This window comes from Pseudomonas sp. PA15(2017) (assembly GCF_001945395.1).
Taxonomy (GTDB): domain Bacteria; phylum Pseudomonadota; class Gammaproteobacteria; order Pseudomonadales; family Pseudomonadaceae; genus Aquipseudomonas.
Genome location: NZ_MSXV01000035.1, coordinates 36,727 through 54,975 on the forward strand (window position 1 = coordinate 36,727; position 18,249 = coordinate 54,975).

Annotated in this window: 14 protein-coding genes; 8 read left to right on the forward strand and 6 right to left on the reverse strand. The window is 66.1% G+C overall.

The window, feature by feature from the left end:
• Window positions 1-6: 6 nt before the first annotated feature.
• A complete protein-coding gene (locus BVH03_RS11440; protein ID WP_075961272.1) occupies window positions 7-2,127 on the reverse strand; it encodes a CHASE2 domain-containing protein in 2,121 nt (706 codons plus the stop codon).
• A 198-nt stretch (window positions 2,128-2,325) separates the two neighbouring features.
• On the reverse strand, window positions 2,326-3,096 hold the full coding sequence (locus BVH03_RS11445; protein WP_075961273.1) for a type 1 glutamine amidotransferase domain-containing protein: 771 nt from the start codon (window positions 3,094-3,096) through the stop codon (window positions 2,326-2,328).
• Between the two features lie 175 nt (window positions 3,097-3,271).
• On the opposite strand from BVH03_RS11445, the gene BVH03_RS11450 reads away from it, so the two are divergent.
• Window positions 3,272-4,174 (forward strand): LysR family transcriptional regulator, encoded by a 903-nt coding sequence (locus BVH03_RS11450; RefSeq protein ID WP_075961274.1) that lies wholly within the window; start codon window positions 3,272-3,274, stop codon window positions 4,172-4,174.
• Window positions 4,175-4,259: 85 nt separating this feature from the next.
• On the opposite strand, the gene BVH03_RS11455 is transcribed toward BVH03_RS11450, so the two are convergent.
• Window positions 4,260-4,718, reverse strand: coding sequence for a GNAT family N-acetyltransferase (locus tag BVH03_RS11455; RefSeq protein ID WP_075961275.1), 459 nt, complete (start codon window positions 4,716-4,718; stop codon window positions 4,260-4,262).
• Between the two features lie 91 nt (window positions 4,719-4,809).
• Here BVH03_RS11455 and BVH03_RS11460 point away from each other — a divergent pair, with 91 nt between their 5' ends.
• A complete protein-coding gene (locus BVH03_RS11460; protein WP_075961286.1) occupies window positions 4,810-5,301 on the forward strand; it encodes a MarR family winged helix-turn-helix transcriptional regulator in 492 nt (163 codons plus the stop codon).
• Window positions 5,294-6,505 carry a PrpF domain-containing protein gene (locus tag BVH03_RS11465; RefSeq protein WP_075961276.1) on the forward strand — a complete coding sequence of 404 codons (1,212 nt, stop codon included), beginning with the start codon at window positions 5,294-5,296 and terminating at the stop codon, window positions 6,503-6,505. Before BVH03_RS11460 ends, BVH03_RS11465 begins: the two co-directional genes overlap by 8 nt.
• 2 nt (window positions 6,506-6,507) lie before the next feature.
• Here BVH03_RS11465 and BVH03_RS11470 read toward each other — a convergent pair whose 3' ends face one another.
• Window positions 6,508-7,959 (reverse strand): efflux transporter outer membrane subunit, encoded by a 1,452-nt coding sequence (locus BVH03_RS11470; protein WP_075961277.1) that lies wholly within the window; start codon window positions 7,957-7,959, stop codon window positions 6,508-6,510.
• A 90-nt stretch (window positions 7,960-8,049) separates the two neighbouring features.
• Between BVH03_RS11470 and BVH03_RS11475 the strand changes: the two genes are divergently transcribed.
• From BVH03_RS11475 to BVH03_RS26345, 4 genes are all read left to right on the forward strand, one after another.
• Window positions 8,050-8,664: a TetR/AcrR family transcriptional regulator gene (locus BVH03_RS11475; RefSeq protein WP_075961278.1), complete on the forward strand. Its 615-nt coding sequence runs from the start codon at window positions 8,050-8,052 to the stop codon at window positions 8,662-8,664.
• 80 nt (window positions 8,665-8,744) lie between these two features.
• A complete protein-coding gene (locus BVH03_RS11480; protein ID WP_371915352.1) occupies window positions 8,745-9,845 on the forward strand; it encodes an efflux RND transporter periplasmic adaptor subunit in 1,101 nt (366 codons plus the stop codon).
• Window positions 9,842-12,922 carry an efflux RND transporter permease subunit gene (locus BVH03_RS11485; protein ID WP_075961280.1) on the forward strand — a complete coding sequence of 1,027 codons (3,081 nt, stop codon included), beginning with the start codon at window positions 9,842-9,844 and terminating at the stop codon, window positions 12,920-12,922. The genes BVH03_RS11480 and BVH03_RS11485 overlap by 4 nt, the downstream gene beginning before the upstream one ends.
• Window positions 12,923-13,018: 96 nt before the next feature.
• The gene (locus BVH03_RS26345) at window positions 13,019-13,183 is read left to right on the forward strand and encodes a hypothetical protein (protein ID WP_168175614.1); all 165 of its coding nucleotides are present in this window, start codon (window positions 13,019-13,021) and stop codon (window positions 13,181-13,183) included.
• Window positions 13,184-13,309: 126 nt separating this feature from the next.
• Here the strand turns inward: BVH03_RS26345 and BVH03_RS11490 are convergent, their stop codons facing one another.
• Window positions 13,310-13,510 (reverse strand): DUF1737 domain-containing protein, encoded by a 201-nt coding sequence (locus tag BVH03_RS11490; RefSeq protein ID WP_075961281.1) that lies wholly within the window; start codon window positions 13,508-13,510, stop codon window positions 13,310-13,312.
• A gap of 136 nt (window positions 13,511-13,646) precedes the next feature.
• On the reverse strand, window positions 13,647-14,549 hold the full coding sequence (locus tag BVH03_RS11495; protein WP_075961282.1) for a LysR substrate-binding domain-containing protein: 903 nt from the start codon (window positions 14,547-14,549) through the stop codon (window positions 13,647-13,649).
• Between the two features lie 270 nt (window positions 14,550-14,819).
• Here BVH03_RS11495 and BVH03_RS11500 point away from each other — a divergent pair, with 270 nt between their 5' ends.
• Window positions 14,820-17,843 (forward strand): FAD-binding and (Fe-S)-binding domain-containing protein, encoded by a 3,024-nt coding sequence (locus BVH03_RS11500; protein ID WP_075961283.1) that lies wholly within the window; start codon window positions 14,820-14,822, stop codon window positions 17,841-17,843.
• Window positions 17,844-18,249: the final 406 nt, after the last annotated feature.

An 18,249-nucleotide genomic window follows, 5' to 3' on the forward strand; every position in this document is an offset into this window, starting at 1 on the left:
CCCGCGCTACTTGCTGGCCATCACCAGCCGGCTGCCATGTTCACCATGGCGCAGGCGCTGCAGGTGATAGGCCACCAGCCCGTCCCAGGGGCGCTGCTCGGCGAGGCGTTCGAACGCGCCCAGGGCATCGCCAGCACCGCTCGCCAGCAGCCGGTAAGCCGCCTCGTAGGCGTCATCGCGCTCGCTCACCGACACGTCCATGGCCTCCAGGGGCTCGAACACCGGCACCGCCTCGGCCTTGCCCTTGAGCAGCACCTCGCCGACCGGACGCATCGGCACCTGCGGGCAGTGCTCGCGGATCGCGCCGGAGACGCAGAGCAGGGTACCCACCTGTCCGTTCAGGCTCTCCAGGCGTGAGGTGGTGTTCACCGGATCGCCCAGGGCGCGGTAATCGAAGATCACCGAGCCGCCGAAGTTGCCCACCACCACGTCACCGCTGTGCACGGCGATGCGCGTCTGCCCGAAGGTGATGCCGCGTTCGCCCAGGGCCGTGACGTAACTCCGGGCGAAACGGTTGATCTCCAGGGCGCAGGCCAGAGCGCGCTGTTGATGGTCGGCCTGGGGAATCGGCGCCGAGAACATGATCGCCACCGCATCGCCGACGATGCGATCCAGCGTGCCCTCGTGGCGAAAGGCGATGCCGATCACCTGTTCCAGGTAATCGTTGAGCAGGCTGACCGCCGCCTCGGGCGCCTGGCCCTCCATCATCGCGGTGAAACCGGTGATGTCGGTGAACACGAAGCTGCAGCTCTGCCGCTGCCCGCCGAGGGTCAGCTGCTCCGGATGGGCGACCAGATGACTGACCAGGTTGGGCGACACGTAGCGTGAGAAGGCCGCCTGGATCCAGCGCTGCTCGCGCTCGGCAGCCATGTGGCGAACGATGCTGGCGACGCCGTAGACCAGTATCAGCCCGAGTGACGGCGTGAACAGGTCGAGCAACACGCGGTGCGTCACGAAGCCATACCAGGCCGCCGCGTTCAGCGCGGCTACCAGCGCGAGCATCAATACGGCCGACACCAGGGCCGGCGCATAAAGCGCCAATACGCCGAGCAGCAGGCCACCGAGCAACAGGGTCAGGGCTTCCACGGCCAATGCCCAGCCGGGGCGCAGCAACAGCGTGTCGGTCAGCACCTGCTCCAGGGCCTGAGCGTGCACCTCGACGCCGGGAATGATCCCGCCCAGCGGGCTGAAGCGCAGATCCTGCAGGCCCTGGGCCGAGGTGCCGACCAGGATGATGCTGCCGTCGACCGGCGGCGCCGAGCCGTCCAGCACCTGCCAGGCAGGGATGCTGCGGCTCGCCTGTGGCCGGGAGAAATACACCCACAGCTCGCCGCTGGCCGCAGTGGGAATCTGCACGCGGCCGATATCGACACGCTGCACGCCGGCCTCGCTGCTGACGATCCGGTAGCGCCCCGTGCGCTGCGCCACGCGTAGCGCCTCGGCCACCAGCGAGGGGCGCAATTCGCCGTTCAGCGACACGAACAGCGGCACCCGGCGCACCACGCCGTCGGCGTCGGGCCTGAAGGTCATGGCGCCGATACCGCGGGCGGCCTGCTCCAGCTCCGGCAGCGGGCGCGCGGCGCCCTGGAAGGCGGGGACGAAGGCGAGGGGGGAGGGGCCCTGTTGCACCAGGCCGAAGCGGCTCAGCGGTGGCCCGCCATCGTGGTGGCTCTGCTCGGCGGCGAAGCCGAGCACGACATTGCTGCGCTTCAGTACCTCGGCGAACTGCCCGTCATGGGCCGGCAGGGCGGCCAGTTGCGTGGCCAAGGCCGGCGGTAGCAGGTTGCCGCGCAGGAGCTGTTCCGGCGAGGTGCGATCGGGCTCGGCGAACAACACGTCGAATACCACCGCTGCCGCGCCGGCTTGTTCGAGCCGTTCCACCAGGGCCGCCACCTGAGTGCGCGGCCAGGGCCATTGGCCGATGCGCGCGAGGCTCTGTTCATCCAGGTCGACGACGCGCACCGGCGTGTCCTGATAAGGCCGCGGCTGCAAGCGTTGGTACTGATCGAACACCGCATGGCGGGCCTTCTGCACCGGCACCGGGTCGAGCAGAAACACCATGAGCAGGCCCGCCAATACGGCCAGGCAGAGGCCGCCACCGGCGCTGAACAAGCGGGGCCTAGGCATGCGAAAGGGCTCTGGTCGGGATGGGGAACTGCAGCTGGGGCATGGGCGCGTACCTGGGAAGCCGGGGCGGACTGGGCGATTGGCCCAGGCACGAGCCTGTCGCTCAGCAGCCCATTGCCGGGCCACCTGGCCGAGTCAATCAGCGCGGCGATCTGCTCGGGTGCGACTTTGCCACAGAAACCCCATCCATAGCGCTCGTCACTGCGCTTTTGTCTGCAACGCCTTCACCACCGCTTCGCCGAGCGCCTTGGCCGACGCCGGGTTCTGGCCGGTGATCAGCCGCCCATCCACCACCACACGATTTTCGAAAACCGCTGCTTCCTCGAAGCGGGCACCGGCCTTTTTCAACGCGCCTTCCAGCTCGAACGGCACGATCTTGTCGTAGCCCCGCGACGCTTCCTCCTCGGCGGTGAAAGCGGTGAGGCGACGGCCTTCGATGAGCTTGCGGCCGTCACTCAGCGTCACATCGAGCAGCCCGGCCGGGCCATGACACACCGCGCTGACCACGCCGCCGTTTTCATAGAGGGTTCGCACGATGCCAGCGAGCTGGGGATTGTCGACGAAATCCCACATCGGCCCATGGCCGCCCACCAGCAGCACCGCGGCATAGCTGGAGGCATCGACATCAGCGAGCTTGAGGGTGTTGCCCAGTTTGTTGCGGTGTTGCGGGTTGGTCCAGAACGCGAGACTCGCTTCGTCCTTCAGGTCGAAACCGTCGAATGGCGCCAATCCACCCTTGGGGCTCGCCAGGTCGAAATCGATACCGGCTTCGTCGAATACTTCGACCGGGTGGGTGAGTTCGGGAAACCAGAAGCCGCCGACCAGGCTCTCGGTTTTCTTGTCCAGGCTCGATACCACGATCAGTACCTTTTCCCGTTTCACCGCTTGCTCGGCCAGTGCCGGCGAGGCGCCGACCACCAGCGCGAAAAGCGCGGTGGCCAGCCCGATGATGCGCTTGGTTGCAGACATGCTTGCTATCTCCCAGTGATGAACGTCCGGCCAACTCTAGGGGCACCAGCAACTGGGAGTAATGGGGTTGAGCTGAATACGCTATTTAGAAAATCATTGTAATCGGTGCTCATTTAGTTGAGCTGGTCGGGTAATCTGCGGCCTTGCATTGGCGCGTCAGGACAGCGGAGCGAGCATGAGCCAACCACCAAGCTTCGACGGCTTGCCCGAGTTCCTGGCGGCGGCCAGGCGCCTGAGCGTGAGCAAGGCAGCGCTCGATCTGAACAGGACGCCCGGTTCGATCAGCCAGGCCCTGCAACGCCTTGAGCAGCGTCTGGGCCTGCCGCTGTTCCATCGCACCACCCGCCGGATGTCCCTGACCGAGGCGGGCCAGGCACTGCTGGAGACGGTCGGCCCGGCAGCCCAGGCCATTGCCAGCGGCCTCGAGGATGCGGCGCAGTCGGCGCAGGCACCTTCGGGTACCTTGCGGCTGATCGTCGAGCGCCTGGCGTTGCCCCATGTCATCGAACCCGTGCTGCCGGTCTTTCGGCAGGCCTGGCCGAACCTCAACGTGGAAATCACGGTGAGCAATCGCCATGAGCATTTCGTCACCGAGGGCTACGATGCGGGCATCCTGATCGGCTCCTATATCGCCCAGGACATGATCGCGGTGCGCCTGTGCCAGCCTTATCGATGGGCCGTGTTCGGCTCACCGGCGTACTTCAGGGCGCACGGCAAACCCCAGCAGACCCGCGACCTGATACAGCACCAATGCATCCGTTTTCGCAGACCGGAGAAGGGCGATATCTACCGCTGGGAGTTTCTGGAAAACGGCTCCACCGTACGGGTCGATCCGGTGGGCGCCATCACGGTCAACGACGGCGAGCTGATGCGCAGCCTGGCCGTCAAAGGTGCAGGGCTGATCTATTCGTCCACCTTCCATACCTCGCGCGAGCTGGCAGCCGGCACCCTGGAGCCGGCGTTGCTGGACTGCTCGCCCGGCAGCGATGGGCTGTTTCTGTACTTCTCGAAAACCGCCAGGCATCAACCCAAGTTGCGGGCATTCATCCAGGTGTGCAACCGCGTTCTTGAGCTGTGAGGCTTATTGCATTGCATTGCGCTGTGCTGCCGTAATTGCCTCAGTCATCACCGCAAGAGTGACCGGCGGTGGGTGCAGACTCGCTTCAGAGACGCTTCTTGTAGCCGACATGCGAGGCCTCGAAGCCCAGCCCTTCATAGAAACGCTGGGCTTGCGTGCGGGTGTGGTCGCAGCTCAGCTGGATCAACTGGCAGCCGCGTGCGCGGGCTTGCTCGAAGGCCCACAGGAACATCTCGTGGCCGATACCGGCGCTGCGACAGTTCGGGTCGATGCGCACTGCCTCGATCTGCGCGCGCCAGGCGCCCAGGCGCGAGATGTTCGGCAGAAAGGTCAGCTGCAGGGTGCCGATCGTCCGGCCCGCATCGGTGACCACGACCAGCAGTTGGTTCGGGTCGGCGTCGATGGCCTCGAAGGCGCTGACGTACGCAGCTTGCAACGGCGTGGAGGCGTCTTCGCGAGCCTGGCCGAGCGGGTCGCTGGCCAGCAGGGCGACGATGGTTTCCAAGTCGGTGCGCTGTGCTTTGCGAAAGGTCAGGGTCGACATGGGATGGTCTCCGGGAGGGGCAATGGACGCTTATTGCTGGAAAACTACATTAGCACTAATGTATTTTGCAGAGGTGCTGATGGAGCCGTCGATGACCGTGAAGATCGAACCCGGCCTGGGTGAGTTGCTGCGCTACGTATCCGAGTTGGTGGAGCGCGGTGCCGAGCAGCATTATCAGGATATGGGCCTCACCTACCGCGCGCGCTACACGCCGGTGCTGCGCGCCATCGAGGCGGGCGCGCAGACCATCACCGAGATCACCGCGCGCACTCACCTGACTCAAGGGGCGATTAGCCAGACGGTGAGCCAGATGGAGGCGGACGGCCTGATCACCCGCCAACGCGGCGCCGATGCGCGCAAGAGCGAGATCCACCTGGCGCCGGCCGGGCAACGGCTGCTGCCCGCGCTGATCGGCCATTGGGCGGCGACCTTCCGCGCCATCGAGCATCTCGAGCAGGAGATCGGCCATCCACTGCGCCGGGTGTTGCAGTCGGCTGCCCAGGCGCTCCAGCACCAGGACTTCTCGCAGCGCCTGAGCGCCGCCAAACGATCCAGCGCAGCAGGAGAGACCGGTAATGCATGAGCCCCTTTCGGCAGGTATTCGCGTGGACGGCGGCGTGGTGGCCTTTCCCGTGCACTTCATGCGCGGCGGCACCTCGACCGGCCTGGTCATCGACGAGCGCTTCGCCCCCCAGGACATCGCCCTGTGCGAGGAACTGCTGCGTCACCTGATGGGCGTGCCACTGCACGGCGAGGCGCCCGGCAACCGCCAGCTCACCGGCCTGGGCCGCGGCCCGGCGACCAGCAACAAGGTGTTCTTCGTCGAGCTGGAAAGCGTCGCGGGCCAGTTGCGCCTTGTCAGCACTCTGGCGCAGCTGGCCGCCAGTCACTCGGCCATCGACTGGAGCGTGAACTGCGGCAACATGTCGTCGGCACTGCCGCTGTGGGCGCTGGATGTGGGCCTGGCCGATGGTGCGAGTGGTGATTTCGAGATCGATATTCGCAACACCAATACCGGCGTGATCACCACCGGGCGGGTGCTGCGCGACGCCGACAATGCCCTGCGCAAGGTGGCGATTCCCGGCGTGCCGGGGCAGTTTCCCGGTGTCGATCTGTTCCTGCATCACCCGGTCGGCGCCAAGACTGGCGCCTTGCTGCCGACCGGCAATGTGCTCGACGAGATCCTCGGCCACCCGGTGTCCTGCGTGGATGTGGCGGTGCCGATGGTGATCATTGACGCAGCATTCTTTGGCAAGACGGCGCACGAGCCGCTCGCCGAGCTGGAGGCCGATAGCGCCTTCATGCACGCGCTGCGCGAGGTGTGGATCGAGGCGGGGTTGCGCATGGGCCTGAAGAAACGCACTGGCGAGCCGATGAGTCGCGAAGACATCAGCCGCAGCGAAACCATCCCCAAGGTGTGCATCATTGGCCCGGCGGTGATCGGCGGCACGCTCTCGGTACGCTACTTCACCCCGCAAACCCTGCACGCCTCGATGGCCGTGTCCGGCGGCTGCTGCCTGGCTGCCGCCACGTTGATACCCGGCACCGTCGCCGCCCGCCTGGCTGCCGCCACACCGCAGGTCGGCGAACAGTTCGCCGAATACGCCGTGGCCATGGAAAACCCCGCCGGCATCCTCGACGCCACGGTGGTGGCTCGCGACGCCGGCGTCGGGCTGGAGGTCAGAACCGTGGCCTACCGCCGCAGCGCTCAAGTGCTGCAACGCGGGCATGTGCCGCTGTACAACGCTTCGCCGCAATTGACGGCGGCGTTGGTGGCGTTGATGTAGCGTCAGCGCATCACCAACCGTTCCGGCATTTCCCAGCCGCCGCCCAGCGCCCTGAAGGCAGCGATGGCGGCGCGGGTCGACTCGGTCTGGGCTTGCGATCTGGCGTCGGAGGTGCGCAGCAGGGTCTGGTCGGCGTTGAGTACGTCGATCAGGCTGGCGGCGCCGTTCTGATAGGCAATGAATGAAGACTGCCGGGCGCTTGCCAGGGAGGTTTCGCCGGCTGTCAGGGTAGCCGCCTGGATTTCGCGATTGACCAGCGCAGAGAAGGCATTTTCCACATCCTCGCTGGCCGTCAGTACGGACTGGCGATAGGCGGCGAGCGCTTCGGCTTCCTGGCCCTTGGCGCCGTCGATCTGGGCGTTGATACGCCCGAAGTCGAACAGCCGCCAGCGTAGCCCCAGCACGCCTGCCGATTGCGCGGCGCCAGCGCGGAACAGGTTGCCGCCTTGCGTGGTGGCGCTGCCGAGCAGGGCGCTGAGTGAGAATTTCGGGTAGTACTCGCTGATCGCCTCGCCGATGCGTGCATTGGCGGCGACCAATCGGCGCTCTGCGGCGATCAGATCCGGCCGGCGGCGCAGCAGGTCAGCGGGCGCGCCCGTCGCCGTGAGCTGCGGCGCACGTGGAATGGCGCCTGCGTTGGCGAGTTCGGCGCGGTGGGTGCCCGGCGCGCTGCCAAGCATCACGTCCATCGCGTTCATGGCTGCATCGAGGCCCGTCCGCAAGACCGGCAAGCTGGCCCTGACTTGCGAGAGCTCGCCCTCGGTCTGTTGCATCTGATAATCGGCGGCCAGGCCGCGCGCGTGCAGCAGGCGCACCTTCTCCAGCAACGCCTGCTGGGTGTCGACCTGCCGCTCGGCAATCGCCAGGCGCGCCTGCAGGCCGCGGATGCTTGTGTAAACGTCCGCGGTCTGCGCGGCGACCGCCAGTCGTGTAGCGACGACGCCGGCTTCGGACGCCTGGTAGTCCGCCAGGGCGGCTTCCCTGCCTCGGCGCAGGCCGCCAAATACATCCAGTTCCCAGCTCGCTTCGAGGTTAGCCGCGTAGCTATTACCATAGCGTTCGTAGCCGGGCGTGGCGTCCAGCACCCGGCCCAGGGGTGTTTCCACCGATTGATAGGCACGTGCGGCCTGGCCGTTGACCGTGGCCGAGGGAAGCAGCGCCGCATTGGCAGCGCCCAGGCCGGCGCGGGCTTGCAGGACGCGGGCCCGGGCCTGGGCGATTGCGAGGTTCTGCGCCAGGGCTTCGTCGACCAACGCACTCAACTGGGCGTCGCCGAAGCCTTCCCACCAGCGGGCGAAACTGGCGGGGGGCGGCGCGGCTCGCCGCTCCACGGCGGCCTGCTCGAGATAATGGTCGGCCAGTGGCGCGTCCGGGCGATGATAATCCGGGCCGACCGCGCATCCCGCCGCCAGGCTGGTGCTGATCACGAGGGCAAGGGGGCGCATGGCAGGCATGGGAATTCTCGTAAGCGAAAATAGATAGTGACCATATTATAGATTGGTCACATGCTGTCAATCAGCTCGCCGTGGAGTTAAGCTCTAGGCATGAACAACGACATGAACAACTCGACCACCCGCGGGCCGCAGGATCACGAGATTCGCGACCAGATCATCAACGCCGCGACCCAACATTTCGGCCATTACGGCTATGAGAAAACCACGGTTTCGGACCTCGCCAAGGCGATCGGTTTCTCCAAGGCCTACATCTATAAATTCTTCGATTCCAAGCAGGCCATAGGTGGGGTGATCTGCACCAATCGCCTGGCTATGATCATGGGCATCGTCGAAGCAGCACTGGCCGATGCGCCGAGTGCCTCGGAGAAGCTGAGGCGCCTGTTCCGTTCGATTTCAGAGGCTGGCAGCGATCTGTTCTTCCACGACCGCAAGCTCTACGACATCGCGGCGGTGGCCTCGCGCGACCAGTGGCCGTCGGTCAAGGCGCACGAGCTGCGCGTTCGCGAGCTAATCCAGCAGATTCTCCTCGAGGGCCGTGAAGCGGGCGAATTCGAACGCAAGACGCCGCTGAACGAAACCACCAACGCGATCTTTCTGATCCTGCGGCCCTATGTCAATTCCGCCCAGTTGCAGTACAACCTGGACGACGCCGCCGAGGCCGCCGCGCACCTGCCGGCGCTGATATTGCGCAGCTTGGCTCCATAGTCAGGTGTTAGTGACTATTGACAATATTGGTCACTAGTTAAAGAATGAGGTTCCCGAATTGCTCTTGAGTGATGGAACCCATGCGCCTCGTGCCCGCCGTGCTTGCCGTTTGCCTGCTGCCTCTCGTCCTGGTGGCGTGCGGCGATTCGTCTGTCAAGAAAGACCCCCGCGCCAAGCCGCCGCTGGTTCGGTTGGCAGCGGTCGAGCAGGCAGCCGGGGCCGTTCGTTTCTTTACCGGTGTGGTGGTCGCACGGACCCAGAGCGACCTTGGCTTTCGCGTCTCGGGCAAGGTGCTGGAGCGTCTGGTCGACACCGGTGAAACGGTCAGGCGCGGCCAGCCGCTGATGCGCCTCGACCCCGTCGACCTGCAACTGCAGGCGCGGGCGCAGCAGGAGGCCGTCGCCTCTGCTCGAGCGCAGGCCAGGCAGACGGCTGACGACGAAGCCCGTTACCGCGGGCTGGTCGCCGCCGGAGCGGTGTCGGCCTCGACCTACGACCAGATCAAGGCGGCTGCCGATTCCGCCAGGGCGCAGCTCAGCGCTGCCCAGGCCCAGGCCGATGTGGCGCGCAATGCCACGGGGTACGCCGCCTTGCTGGCCGATGCCGACGGCGTGGTGATGGAAACCCTGGCCGAGCCCGGCCAGGTGGTCAGCGCCGGGCAGCCCGTGGTGCGGCTGGCGCGAGCAGGGCAGCGCGAAGCCATCGTGCACCTGCCGGAAACCCTGCGCCCGGCGCCGGGTTCGACCGCCCAGGCTGCCCTGTATGGCAGCAGCAGCGCCTCGGTTGCGGCCAGGCTGCGGCTGCTCTCCGAGGCCGCCGATGCCACCACGCGCACCTTCGAGGCCCGCTACGTACTCGACGGCGCGCTGGCCAACGCTCCGCTCGGTGCCACCATCACCCTCGATATCGCCGCGGCGAGCGATGCAGCCCAGGCGCTGCAGGTGCCTGCTGCCGCGCTGTACGACCCGGGCAATGGCCCCGGCGTCTGGGTGGTCGCTGGCCAGCCGGCGAAAGTCGCCTGGCGGTCGGTACGGGTTGTGGGGATCAGCGATCAGGCGGCGCGAATCGAAGGCCGTCTTGGCGCGGGCGAGCAGGTGGTGGCGCTGGGCGCGCACCTGCTGCATGCCGATCAGGAGGTGCGAGTTGCCCAGGCGCCTGCCGTCGCCGGGAGCCAGCCATGAATGAGGGCCGTTTCAACCTGTCGGCACTGACGGTTCGCGAGCGCGCCATCACCCTGTTTCTCATTCTGCTGATCGCGCTGGCCGGCACTCTGGCGTTCTTCCAGTTGGGCCGCGCCGAAGATCCGCCCTTCACCGTCAAGCAGATGACCATCATCACCGCCTGGCCGGGCGCCACTGCCCAGGAAATGCAGGATCAGGTCGCCGAACCGCTGGAAAAGCGCATGCAGGAGCTGCGCTGGTACGACCGCAGCGAAACCTACACCCGTGCGGGCCTGGCGTTCACCATGGTGTCGCTGCTCGACAGCACCCCGCCTGCGCAGGTGCAGGAGGAGTTCTACCAGGCCCGCAAGAAGCTCGGTGACGAAGCCGGGAGCCTGCCGCCTGGGGTCATCGGGCCAATGATCAACGACGAGTTCTCGGACGTGACTTTCGCGGTGTATGCCCTGAAGGCCAGGGGCGAGCCGCAGCGCCAGCTGGTACGCGAAGCCGAATCGCTGCGTCAGCGCCTGCTGCATGTGCCGGGGGTGAAGAAGGTCAACATCATCGGCGAGCAGGCCGAGCGCATTTTCGTGTCCTTTTCCCATGACCGGCTGGCGACGCTGGGCGTGACTGCACAAGACATCTTCGCTGCACTCAACAGCCAGAACGCGCTGACCCCAGCCGGCTCGGTGGAAACCTCCGGCCCGCAAGTGGTAATGCGCCTGGATGGCGCGTTCGACACCCTGGCGAAGATCCGTGACACGCCGATTGCCGTGCAGGGGCGAACCCTGAAACTTGCCGATGTGGCGACCGTGGAGCGTGGCTACGAAGACCCCGCCACCTTTCTGGTGCGCAATGGTGGCGAACCCGCGCTGCTGCTCGGCGTGGTGATGCGCGAGGGTTGGAACGGCCTCGACCTCGGCGCGGAGCTGGACGCGGAAACGGCGAGCATCAATGACGCCATGCCGCTGGGCATGACGCTGGCCAAGGTCACCGACCAGGCGGTCAACATCAGCTCGTCCGTCGATGAGTTCATGGTCAAGTTCTTCGTCGCCCTGCTGGTGGTGATGCTGGTCTGCTTCATCAGTATGGGCTGGCGCGTAGGGGTGGTGGTCGCGGCCGCCGTGCCATTGACCCTGGCCATCGTCTTCGTGGTGATGGCGGCCACCGGCAAGAACTTCGACCGCATTACCCTGGGTTCGCTGATCCTCGCCCTGGGCCTGCTGGTGGACGACGCCATCATCGCCATCGAAATGATGGTGGTGAAGATGGAGGAGGGCTACGACCGCTTCAAGGCATCGGCCTATGCCTGGAGCCACACCGCGGCGCCGATGCTCTCTGGTACGCTGGTCACGGCCATCGGCTTCATGCCCAACGGCTTCGCGCAGTCCACGGCCGGCGAGTACACCAGCAACATGTTCTGGATCGTCGGCATCGCGCTGATCGCTTCCTGGGTGGTGGCCGTGGCGTTCACCCCCTATCTGGGCGTGAAACTGTTGCCCGACATCAAGCAGGTCGAGGGCGGCCACGCGGCCATCTATGACACCCGCCACTACAACCGCTTTCGCAGGCTGCTGGGGCGCGTCATCGCGCACAAGTGGCTGGTGGCCGGCGTGGTGATCGCCGCGTTCGTGGGCGCCGTACTGGGCATGGGGCTGGTGAAGAAGCAGTTCTTCCCGACGTCCGATCGCCCGGAAGTGCTGGTCGAGTTGCAGTTGCCCTATGGCACGTCAATCGAGCAGACCAACGCCACGGCCATCAAGGTCGAGTCGTGGCTGCGCAAGCAGGAAGAAGCCAAGATCGTCACCGCCTACATCGGCCAGGGCCCGCCACGCTTTTTCCTGGCCATGGCGCCGGAGCTGCCTGACCCTTCGTTTGCCAAGATCGTGGTGCTGACGGACAGTCAGCAGGCCCGTGAAGCCCTCAAGCTGCGCATCCGTGAAGCGGCCTCCGAAGGCCTGGCGCCCGAAGCCAAGGTGCGCGTCACCCAACTGGTGTTCGGCCCGTATTCACCGTACCCGGTGGCCTACCGGGTAATGGGGCCCGATGCCATGCAACTGCGCGAAATCGCCAGCCGCGTGCAGGCCGTGTTGCAGGCCAGTCCGATGATGCGCACGGTGAATGCCGATTGGGGCCCGCGGGTGCCGACGCTGCACTTTTCTCTGGATCAGGATCGCCTGCAGGCCGTTGGCCTGAGTTCCAACGCTGTGGCACAGCAACTGCAGTTCCTGCTCAGCGGCGTGCCGATCACCTCGGTGCGCGAGGACATCCGCGCCGTGCAGGTGGTCGGACGCGCGGCGGGAGAAATTCGCCTCGACCCGGCGAAGATCGCGGGCTTCACGCTGGTTGGCTCAGCGGGCCAGCGCATTCCGCTGTCCCAGGTCGGCGAAGTGAACGTGCGCATGGAAGATCCGGTCCTGCGCCGCCGTGATCGCACACCGACCATCACCGTGCGCGGCGATATTGCCGAGGGGCTGCAACCGCCGGACGTGTCTACTGCCGTGTGGAAAGACCTGCAACCGATCATCGAGACGCTGCCGGCCGGCTATCGCATCGAGATGGCTGGCTCCATCGAGGAGTCCGGCAAGGCCAGCAAGGCGATCGCGCCGTTGCTGCCGATCATGATCGCCCTGACGCTGCTGATCATCATCCTGCAGGTACGCTCGATCTCGGCCATGGTCATGGTGTTTCTTACCTCACCGCTGGGCCTGATTGGCGTGGTGCCGGTGCTGCTGCTGTTCCAGCAGCCGTTCGGCATCAACGCCCTGGTCGGCTTGATCGCACTGTCGGGGATCCTGATGCGCAACACGCTGATCCTGATCGGGCAGATCCACCATAACGAACGCGAAGGGCTCGACCCCTTCCAGGCCGTGGTCGAGGCCACCGTGCAGCGTGCTCGGCCTGTACTGCTGACGGCGCTGGCGGCGATCCTCGCCTTCATCCCGCTCACCCACTCGGTGTTCTGGGGAACCCTGGCCTACACCCTGATCGGCGGCACCTTCGTGGGCACCATCATGACCCTGGTGTTCCTGCCGGCGATGTACGCCATCTGGTTCAGGATCAGCCCGAATGACGAACCCGAAGACGCGCACGCCTAATCTCGGGCGAGCAGTGCCGGGCTGCTCGCTGCCAACCTGGCCGAGAGGCTGCAATGATCGAATTCCACGAGCGCACCGTGGAGGAAGATGATGGGCGTGAGGCCTGAAAGCGTGATCAACGGCCTCGCTGTCGCGGCGCTGGCTGACGGCCTGCTGCTGATCGGCCCGAACGACCCCGGCCTCGGCTCTGCTCGGTTTTCTGACCATGGGCGCGGCGGCGATCACCACCTGGCTGGTGTCGGTATTGGACTTTGCCCCTGACCACCTTGGGCGCGACTCAGGCGGTGGTTTGCCTGCTCGGCCTGGGCTTGTTCGGGGTGGCAATCGGCTGGCAAGGTTATCGAGTCGTCAGTAACGGCGCTCGCCACCCTCTGGATCCAGCCTGGTTCAGTTCGCCGGCGTCGCTGCGGAACCTGGCCAAATCACCGCCTGGGCGACGATCACGTTCTGGCCGTTGAAGGTGAGGGCCGGGGTGCCGTGCAGTTGGTAGCCCATCTCCAGGGCGGCACTGACCCGCCGGCAGAAGCTGGCGTCGTCGGGGCCGGTCAGTACGCGATAGATGGGCAGGTCGTCTGGCGGGCGGGGCATGGGCTCGGTTCCTTGAGGCGGTTGGGCATGCGTTTATGAGCGTCGGGCCGGGCGCCGTCAAGCGCTTGCGGCGCGCGGGTCTCCAATCGGCCGGCTGTTGCCGAGAGCTGGCCGATTTGCGGTGCTGATTCGATCCTCAACCACACTCGCCACCATTGGCCACACCATCGAGCAGCCACTGACGGAACATGCCCAGCGCCGGCAGCACGGCATTGCGTTTGGGGTAGGCGAGAAAGTAGGTGCGGCCGCTGGCAACCGGTGTGCCTGTGGTGCGCAACTGGCCCTGGCGCAGTTCTTCCTCGACCAGCACCTGAGGTACCAGGCCGACGCCGATGCCGGCGCGCACGGCCTGGATCAGATGCGAAGTCAGCTCGAAGTTGGGGCCGTCCTGCAGTTGCCCGCTGTTCACCCCATGCCGAGCGAACCAGGTCGACCACATCGGCGGGTGGCTGGCGACCTGCAGCAGCAGCTGCCTGGCCGCCAGGTCGGGCGTCAGCGGCTCGCCGGCCGCGAGAATCGCCGGGCTGGCGATCAGCACCATGGATTCCTCGAGCAGTGGGTGGGCCATCAGTTCCGGCCAGGCGCCGTCACCCACGCAGATCGCGGCGTCGAGCTGGCCGTCGCTGAAATCGGCGTGGATGCGCGAATGGATGTGCACCTGCACGCCTGGGTTCGCCGCATAGAACTCGTGCAGCCGCGGCAGCAGCCATGTCGAGCCGAAGGTCGGCAGCAGCGCCAGGCGCAGGGTGCCGCCACCGGAGCCGTAGTCGATGGCCTGCAGCGTGGCGTTGCGAATGCGCGCCAGGGCGTCGGACAGGGTGTCGGCGTACAGCCGGCCCACGTCGGTGAGCACCACGTTACGGCCTTCGCGCTGGAACAGGGTGATGCCCAGGAAGGCTTCCAGCGCCTGCACCTGGCGGCTCACCGCGCTCTGGGTCAGCGACAGTTCGGCGGCGGCACGGGTATAGCTCTGGTGGCGCGCCGCCGACTCGAAGGCCAGCAGCAGGGACATGGATGGCGTCAGTCTGCGCAGATTCATTCATAAAACTCATGGGTTGCGACGGCAAATACCCTTGTAGCACAGAGACGTGCTGCCGAAAATGTGTGCATCAAAAGCCTGATGCAATCGCCCGTAGGCAGGCCTTTGAAAAACGTAGGCGAGGCGGCCAGTGCAAGGCAAAAACAGCCGAAAAAGCGGAGTGTACGAGTTGTACATGAGCATTTTGAGGCTGTTTTTAACGCAGCAATGGCAACGCAGGTAGTTTTTCAATGGCCTGTTAGAGGCGTGTAGATCCATGGGAGATAACCGATGATCGCCAGCCTGAGTGCTCCACAACCGACCCAGGCCCTTTACCTGGCCTTTCTCGACGCGCTCGGCGCCGCCGGTTTTCGCGGCGAGATCGCCCGTGACCACGCCAGCCGCACGGTGCTGGCGACTGACAATTCCATCTACCAACGTCAGCCCCAGGCGGCGGTGTTCCCCCTCGACGAGGACGACGTGCAAGTGCTGGCGCGGGTGGTCGGCGAGCCTGCGCACCGCAGCGTCAAGCTGACGCCACGCGGCGGCGGCACCGGCACCAACGGGCAGTCGCTCACCGACGGTGTGGTGGTCGACCTGTCGCGGCACATGAACCGCATCCTGGAGATCAATGCCGAAGAGCGCTGGGTGCGGGTGCAGGCCGGGGTGGTCAAAGACCAGCTCAACGCCGCGCTCAAGCCTTACGGGCTGTTCTTCGCCCCGGAGTTGTCGACCTCCAACCGTGCGACCATCGGCGGCATGATCAATACCGACGCCAGCGGCCAGGGCAGTTGCACCTACGGCAAGACCCGCGACCATGTGCTGGAACTGACCACCATCCTGCTCGGCGGCGAGCGCCTGCACAGCCACCCGGTGAGCGAGTCGACCCTCAGCGAACAGCTGGCCCGCAGCGACCGCACCGGCCAGGTGTACCAGTGCGCCGAGCAGATCCAGCGCGAGAAGGCGGCGCTGATCGAGGCGACCTTTCCAAAGCTCAATCGCTGCCTGACCGGCTACGACCTGGCGCACCTGCGCGAGGCGGACGGGCGCTTCAACCTCAACAGCGTGCTGTGCGGCTCCGAAGGCTCTCTGGGTTTCATCGTCGAGGCGCGCCTCAACGTGCTGCCGATTCCCCAGTACTCGGTGCTGGTCAACGTACGCTACGCCGGTTTCATGGACGCGCTGCGCGATGCGCGCAACCTGATCACTCTGCAGCCGCTGTCCATCGAGACCGTGGATTCCAAGGTGCTGCTACTGGCGATGAATGACATCGTCTGGCATGGCGTCGCCGAGTACTTCCCCGAAGATCCCGGGCGGCCGACCCTGGGCATCAACCTGGTGGAATTCAGCGGCGACGACCCTGATGAGGTCAACGGCCGCGTCGAGCGCTTCATCCAGCACATCCAGCAGGACGCCAGCGTGGTGCGCCTCGGCCACACCTTGGCCAGCGGGCGGGCGGCGGTGTCGCGGGTTTACGCGATGCGCAAGCGCGCGGTGGGTTTGCTCGGCAACGTCGACGGCGAGGTGCGCCCGCAGCCGTTCGTCGAGGACACGGCGGTGCCGCCGGAAAACCTCGCCGACTTCATCGCCGAGTTCCGCGCGCTGCTCGACGGCCACGGCCTGACCTACGGCATGTTCGGCCACATCGATGCCGGCGTGCTGCACGTGCGCCCGGCCCTGGACATGAAGGACCCGAAGCAGGCCGCGGCCATCCGACCGATTTCCGATGCGGTGGCGGCCCTGACCCAGCGCTACGGCGGTCTGCTGTGGGGCGAGCATGGCAAGGGCGTGCGCTCGGAATACGCGCCGGCGTTCTTCGGCGAGCTGTATGCCTCGCTGCAGGCGCTCAAGGCCGCGTTCGACCCCTACAACCAGCTGAACCCCGGCAAGATCGCCACGCCCCTAGGCAGCGACGAGGCGCTGCTGAAAATCGACGAAGTGACCCTGCGCGGCGACCTCGACCGGCAGATCGGCGAGCGTGTGTGGCAGAGTTACGGCACGGCGGTGCACTGCAACGGCAACGGCGCCTGCTACAACTTCGACCCGGACGACGCCATGTGCCCGTCCTGGAAGGCCACGCGCCAGCGCGTGCATTCACCGAAGGGCCGGGCCTCGCTGGTGCGTGAGTGGCTGCGCCTGCAGGGCCAGGCCGGCGTGGACGTGCTGGCGCCGATCGCCTGCGGCCCGCTGGACTTCCTGCGCAGCCTGCCGAACCGCTGGCGTCATTCCCGCGCGGGCGATGACGACTTTTCCCACGAGGTCTACGAAGCGATGGCCGGCTGCCTGGCGTGCAAGTCCTGCGCAGGGCAGTGCCCGGTGAAGGTCAACGTGCCGGAGTTTCGCTCGCGCTTCCTGGAGCGCTACCACCAGCGTTACCTGCGCCCGCTGCGCGACTACCTGATCGGCTCGCTGGAATTCAGCCTGCCGTTGTTCGCCCGCATGCCGCGGCTGTACAACGGGGTGATGGGGTCGCCCCTGGTCACGCGCCTGCTGGCCGAGCGCATCGGCATGGTCGACAGCCCGCTGCTCAGCGATTTCGACTTCAAGGCCCTGGCGGCGCGCCATCACCTGACGATCGCCACGCCTGCCGAACTGGCGCGCCTGAGCGCGGCGAAGCGGGGCAAGAGCCTGATCCTGGTGCAGGACGCCTTCACCCGCTATTTCGAGACGCCGGTGTTCGCCGCCTTCATCGAACTGGCCAGCCGGATGGGCTATCGCGTATGGCTGGCGCCGTTCATGGCCAACGGCAAGCCGCTGCACGTGCAGGGCTTCCTGCCGGCCTTCGAGCGCACCGCACGGCGCACCGCGAAAGGTCTGCAGGCGCTGGCCGGCTTCGACATCCCGCTGGTGGGGCTGGACCCGGCGATGACCGTGGTCTACCGCCAGGAATACCGCAAGATCGCCGGCCTCGAATGCCCGGACGTGCTGCTGCCCCAGGAATGGCTGCTCAAGGCGTTCGACGGCCAGCCCAAGCTGCCGGCCAAGAACGTAGCGTTCCGGCTGCTGGGCCACTGCACCGAGAAGACCAACGCGGCGCCCAGTGCGGCAATGTGGGTGAAGGTATTCGAGCAGGCCGGGCTGCAGGTGTCGGCCGAGGCTACCGGTTGCTGTGGTATGTCCGGGACCTACGGGCACGAGGCGCGCAACCTGGAAACCTCGCGGACGATCTTCGCCCAGTCCTGGGAACCGGCGCTGGATTCCGGCGCCGCCGCCGAGCCATTGGCGACCGGCTATTCGTGCCGCAGCCAGGTGGCGCGGCTGAAGAACGCCACGCTGCGCCATCCTATCCAGGTATTGCTGGAGCATTTGCAGTAGGAGAAGGGGGCGCTTCCTGTGGCCAGGTAAGGCAGAGAGCATCGCTGCAGGGCTGGGATTTTCGCGGGCACAGACTAGGCCTCCCGACTCGCTTTCGAAGGGAGGGCGAGCCTAGGAACTGGTGACAATCCTTCGCCCCAGGTTCGTCGATTTGGCGGGTAAGTGGGGCGGAAGCGGCCGTTCGCTCCCGAAGGATGAGCTGGTGATTATCTGTGGGAGCGGGCCATGCCCGCGATTTTTCGCGCGCATGGCGCGCTCCCACAGTGGATCGGCGAACGGCCGCTCTAAGTGAATCGCCCCTAGTTTCGTAGACACCTCCAAGCCTCATAATGAGGCCCACTAGGAGGTGCCATGAGCAACCAGCGTTACCCCGAAGAATTCAAAATCGAAGCGGTCAAGCAAGTGA

What these genes read in the sequence shown, in the direction of transcription:
- BVH03_RS11440 (WP_075961272.1), bottom strand. Translation starts at nt 2,127, where the DNA reads ATGCCTAGGCCCCGCTTGTTCAGCGCCGGTGGCGGCCTCTGCCTGGCC.
- BVH03_RS11445 (WP_075961273.1), bottom strand. Translation starts at nt 3,096, where the DNA reads ATGTCTGCAACCAAGCGCATCATCGGGCTGGCCACCGCGCTTTTCGCG.
- BVH03_RS11450 (WP_075961274.1), top strand. Translation starts at nt 3,272, where the DNA reads ATGAGCCAACCACCAAGCTTCGACGGCTTGCCCGAGTTCCTGGCGGCG.
- BVH03_RS11455 (WP_075961275.1), bottom strand. Translation starts at nt 4,718, where the DNA reads ATGTCGACCCTGACCTTTCGCAAAGCACAGCGCACCGACTTGGAAACC.
- BVH03_RS11460 (WP_075961286.1), top strand. Translation starts at nt 4,810, where the DNA reads ATGACCGTGAAGATCGAACCCGGCCTGGGTGAGTTGCTGCGCTACGTA.
- BVH03_RS11465 (WP_075961276.1), top strand. Translation starts at nt 5,294, where the DNA reads ATGCATGAGCCCCTTTCGGCAGGTATTCGCGTGGACGGCGGCGTGGTG.
- BVH03_RS11470 (WP_075961277.1), bottom strand. Translation starts at nt 7,959, where the DNA reads ATGCCTGCCATGCGCCCCCTTGCCCTCGTGATCAGCACCAGCCTGGCG.
- BVH03_RS11475 (WP_075961278.1), top strand. Translation starts at nt 8,050, where the DNA reads ATGAACAACGACATGAACAACTCGACCACCCGCGGGCCGCAGGATCAC.
- BVH03_RS11480 (WP_371915352.1), top strand. Translation starts at nt 8,745, where the DNA reads ATGCGCCTCGTGCCCGCCGTGCTTGCCGTTTGCCTGCTGCCTCTCGTC.
- BVH03_RS11485 (WP_075961280.1), top strand. Translation starts at nt 9,842, where the DNA reads ATGAATGAGGGCCGTTTCAACCTGTCGGCACTGACGGTTCGCGAGCGC.
- BVH03_RS11490 (WP_075961281.1), bottom strand. Translation starts at nt 13,510, where the DNA reads ATGCCCCGCCCGCCAGACGACCTGCCCATCTATCGCGTACTGACCGGC.
- BVH03_RS11495 (WP_075961282.1), bottom strand. Translation starts at nt 14,549, where the DNA reads ATGAATCTGCGCAGACTGACGCCATCCATGTCCCTGCTGCTGGCCTTC.
- BVH03_RS11500 (WP_075961283.1), top strand. Translation starts at nt 14,820, where the DNA reads ATGATCGCCAGCCTGAGTGCTCCACAACCGACCCAGGCCCTTTACCTG.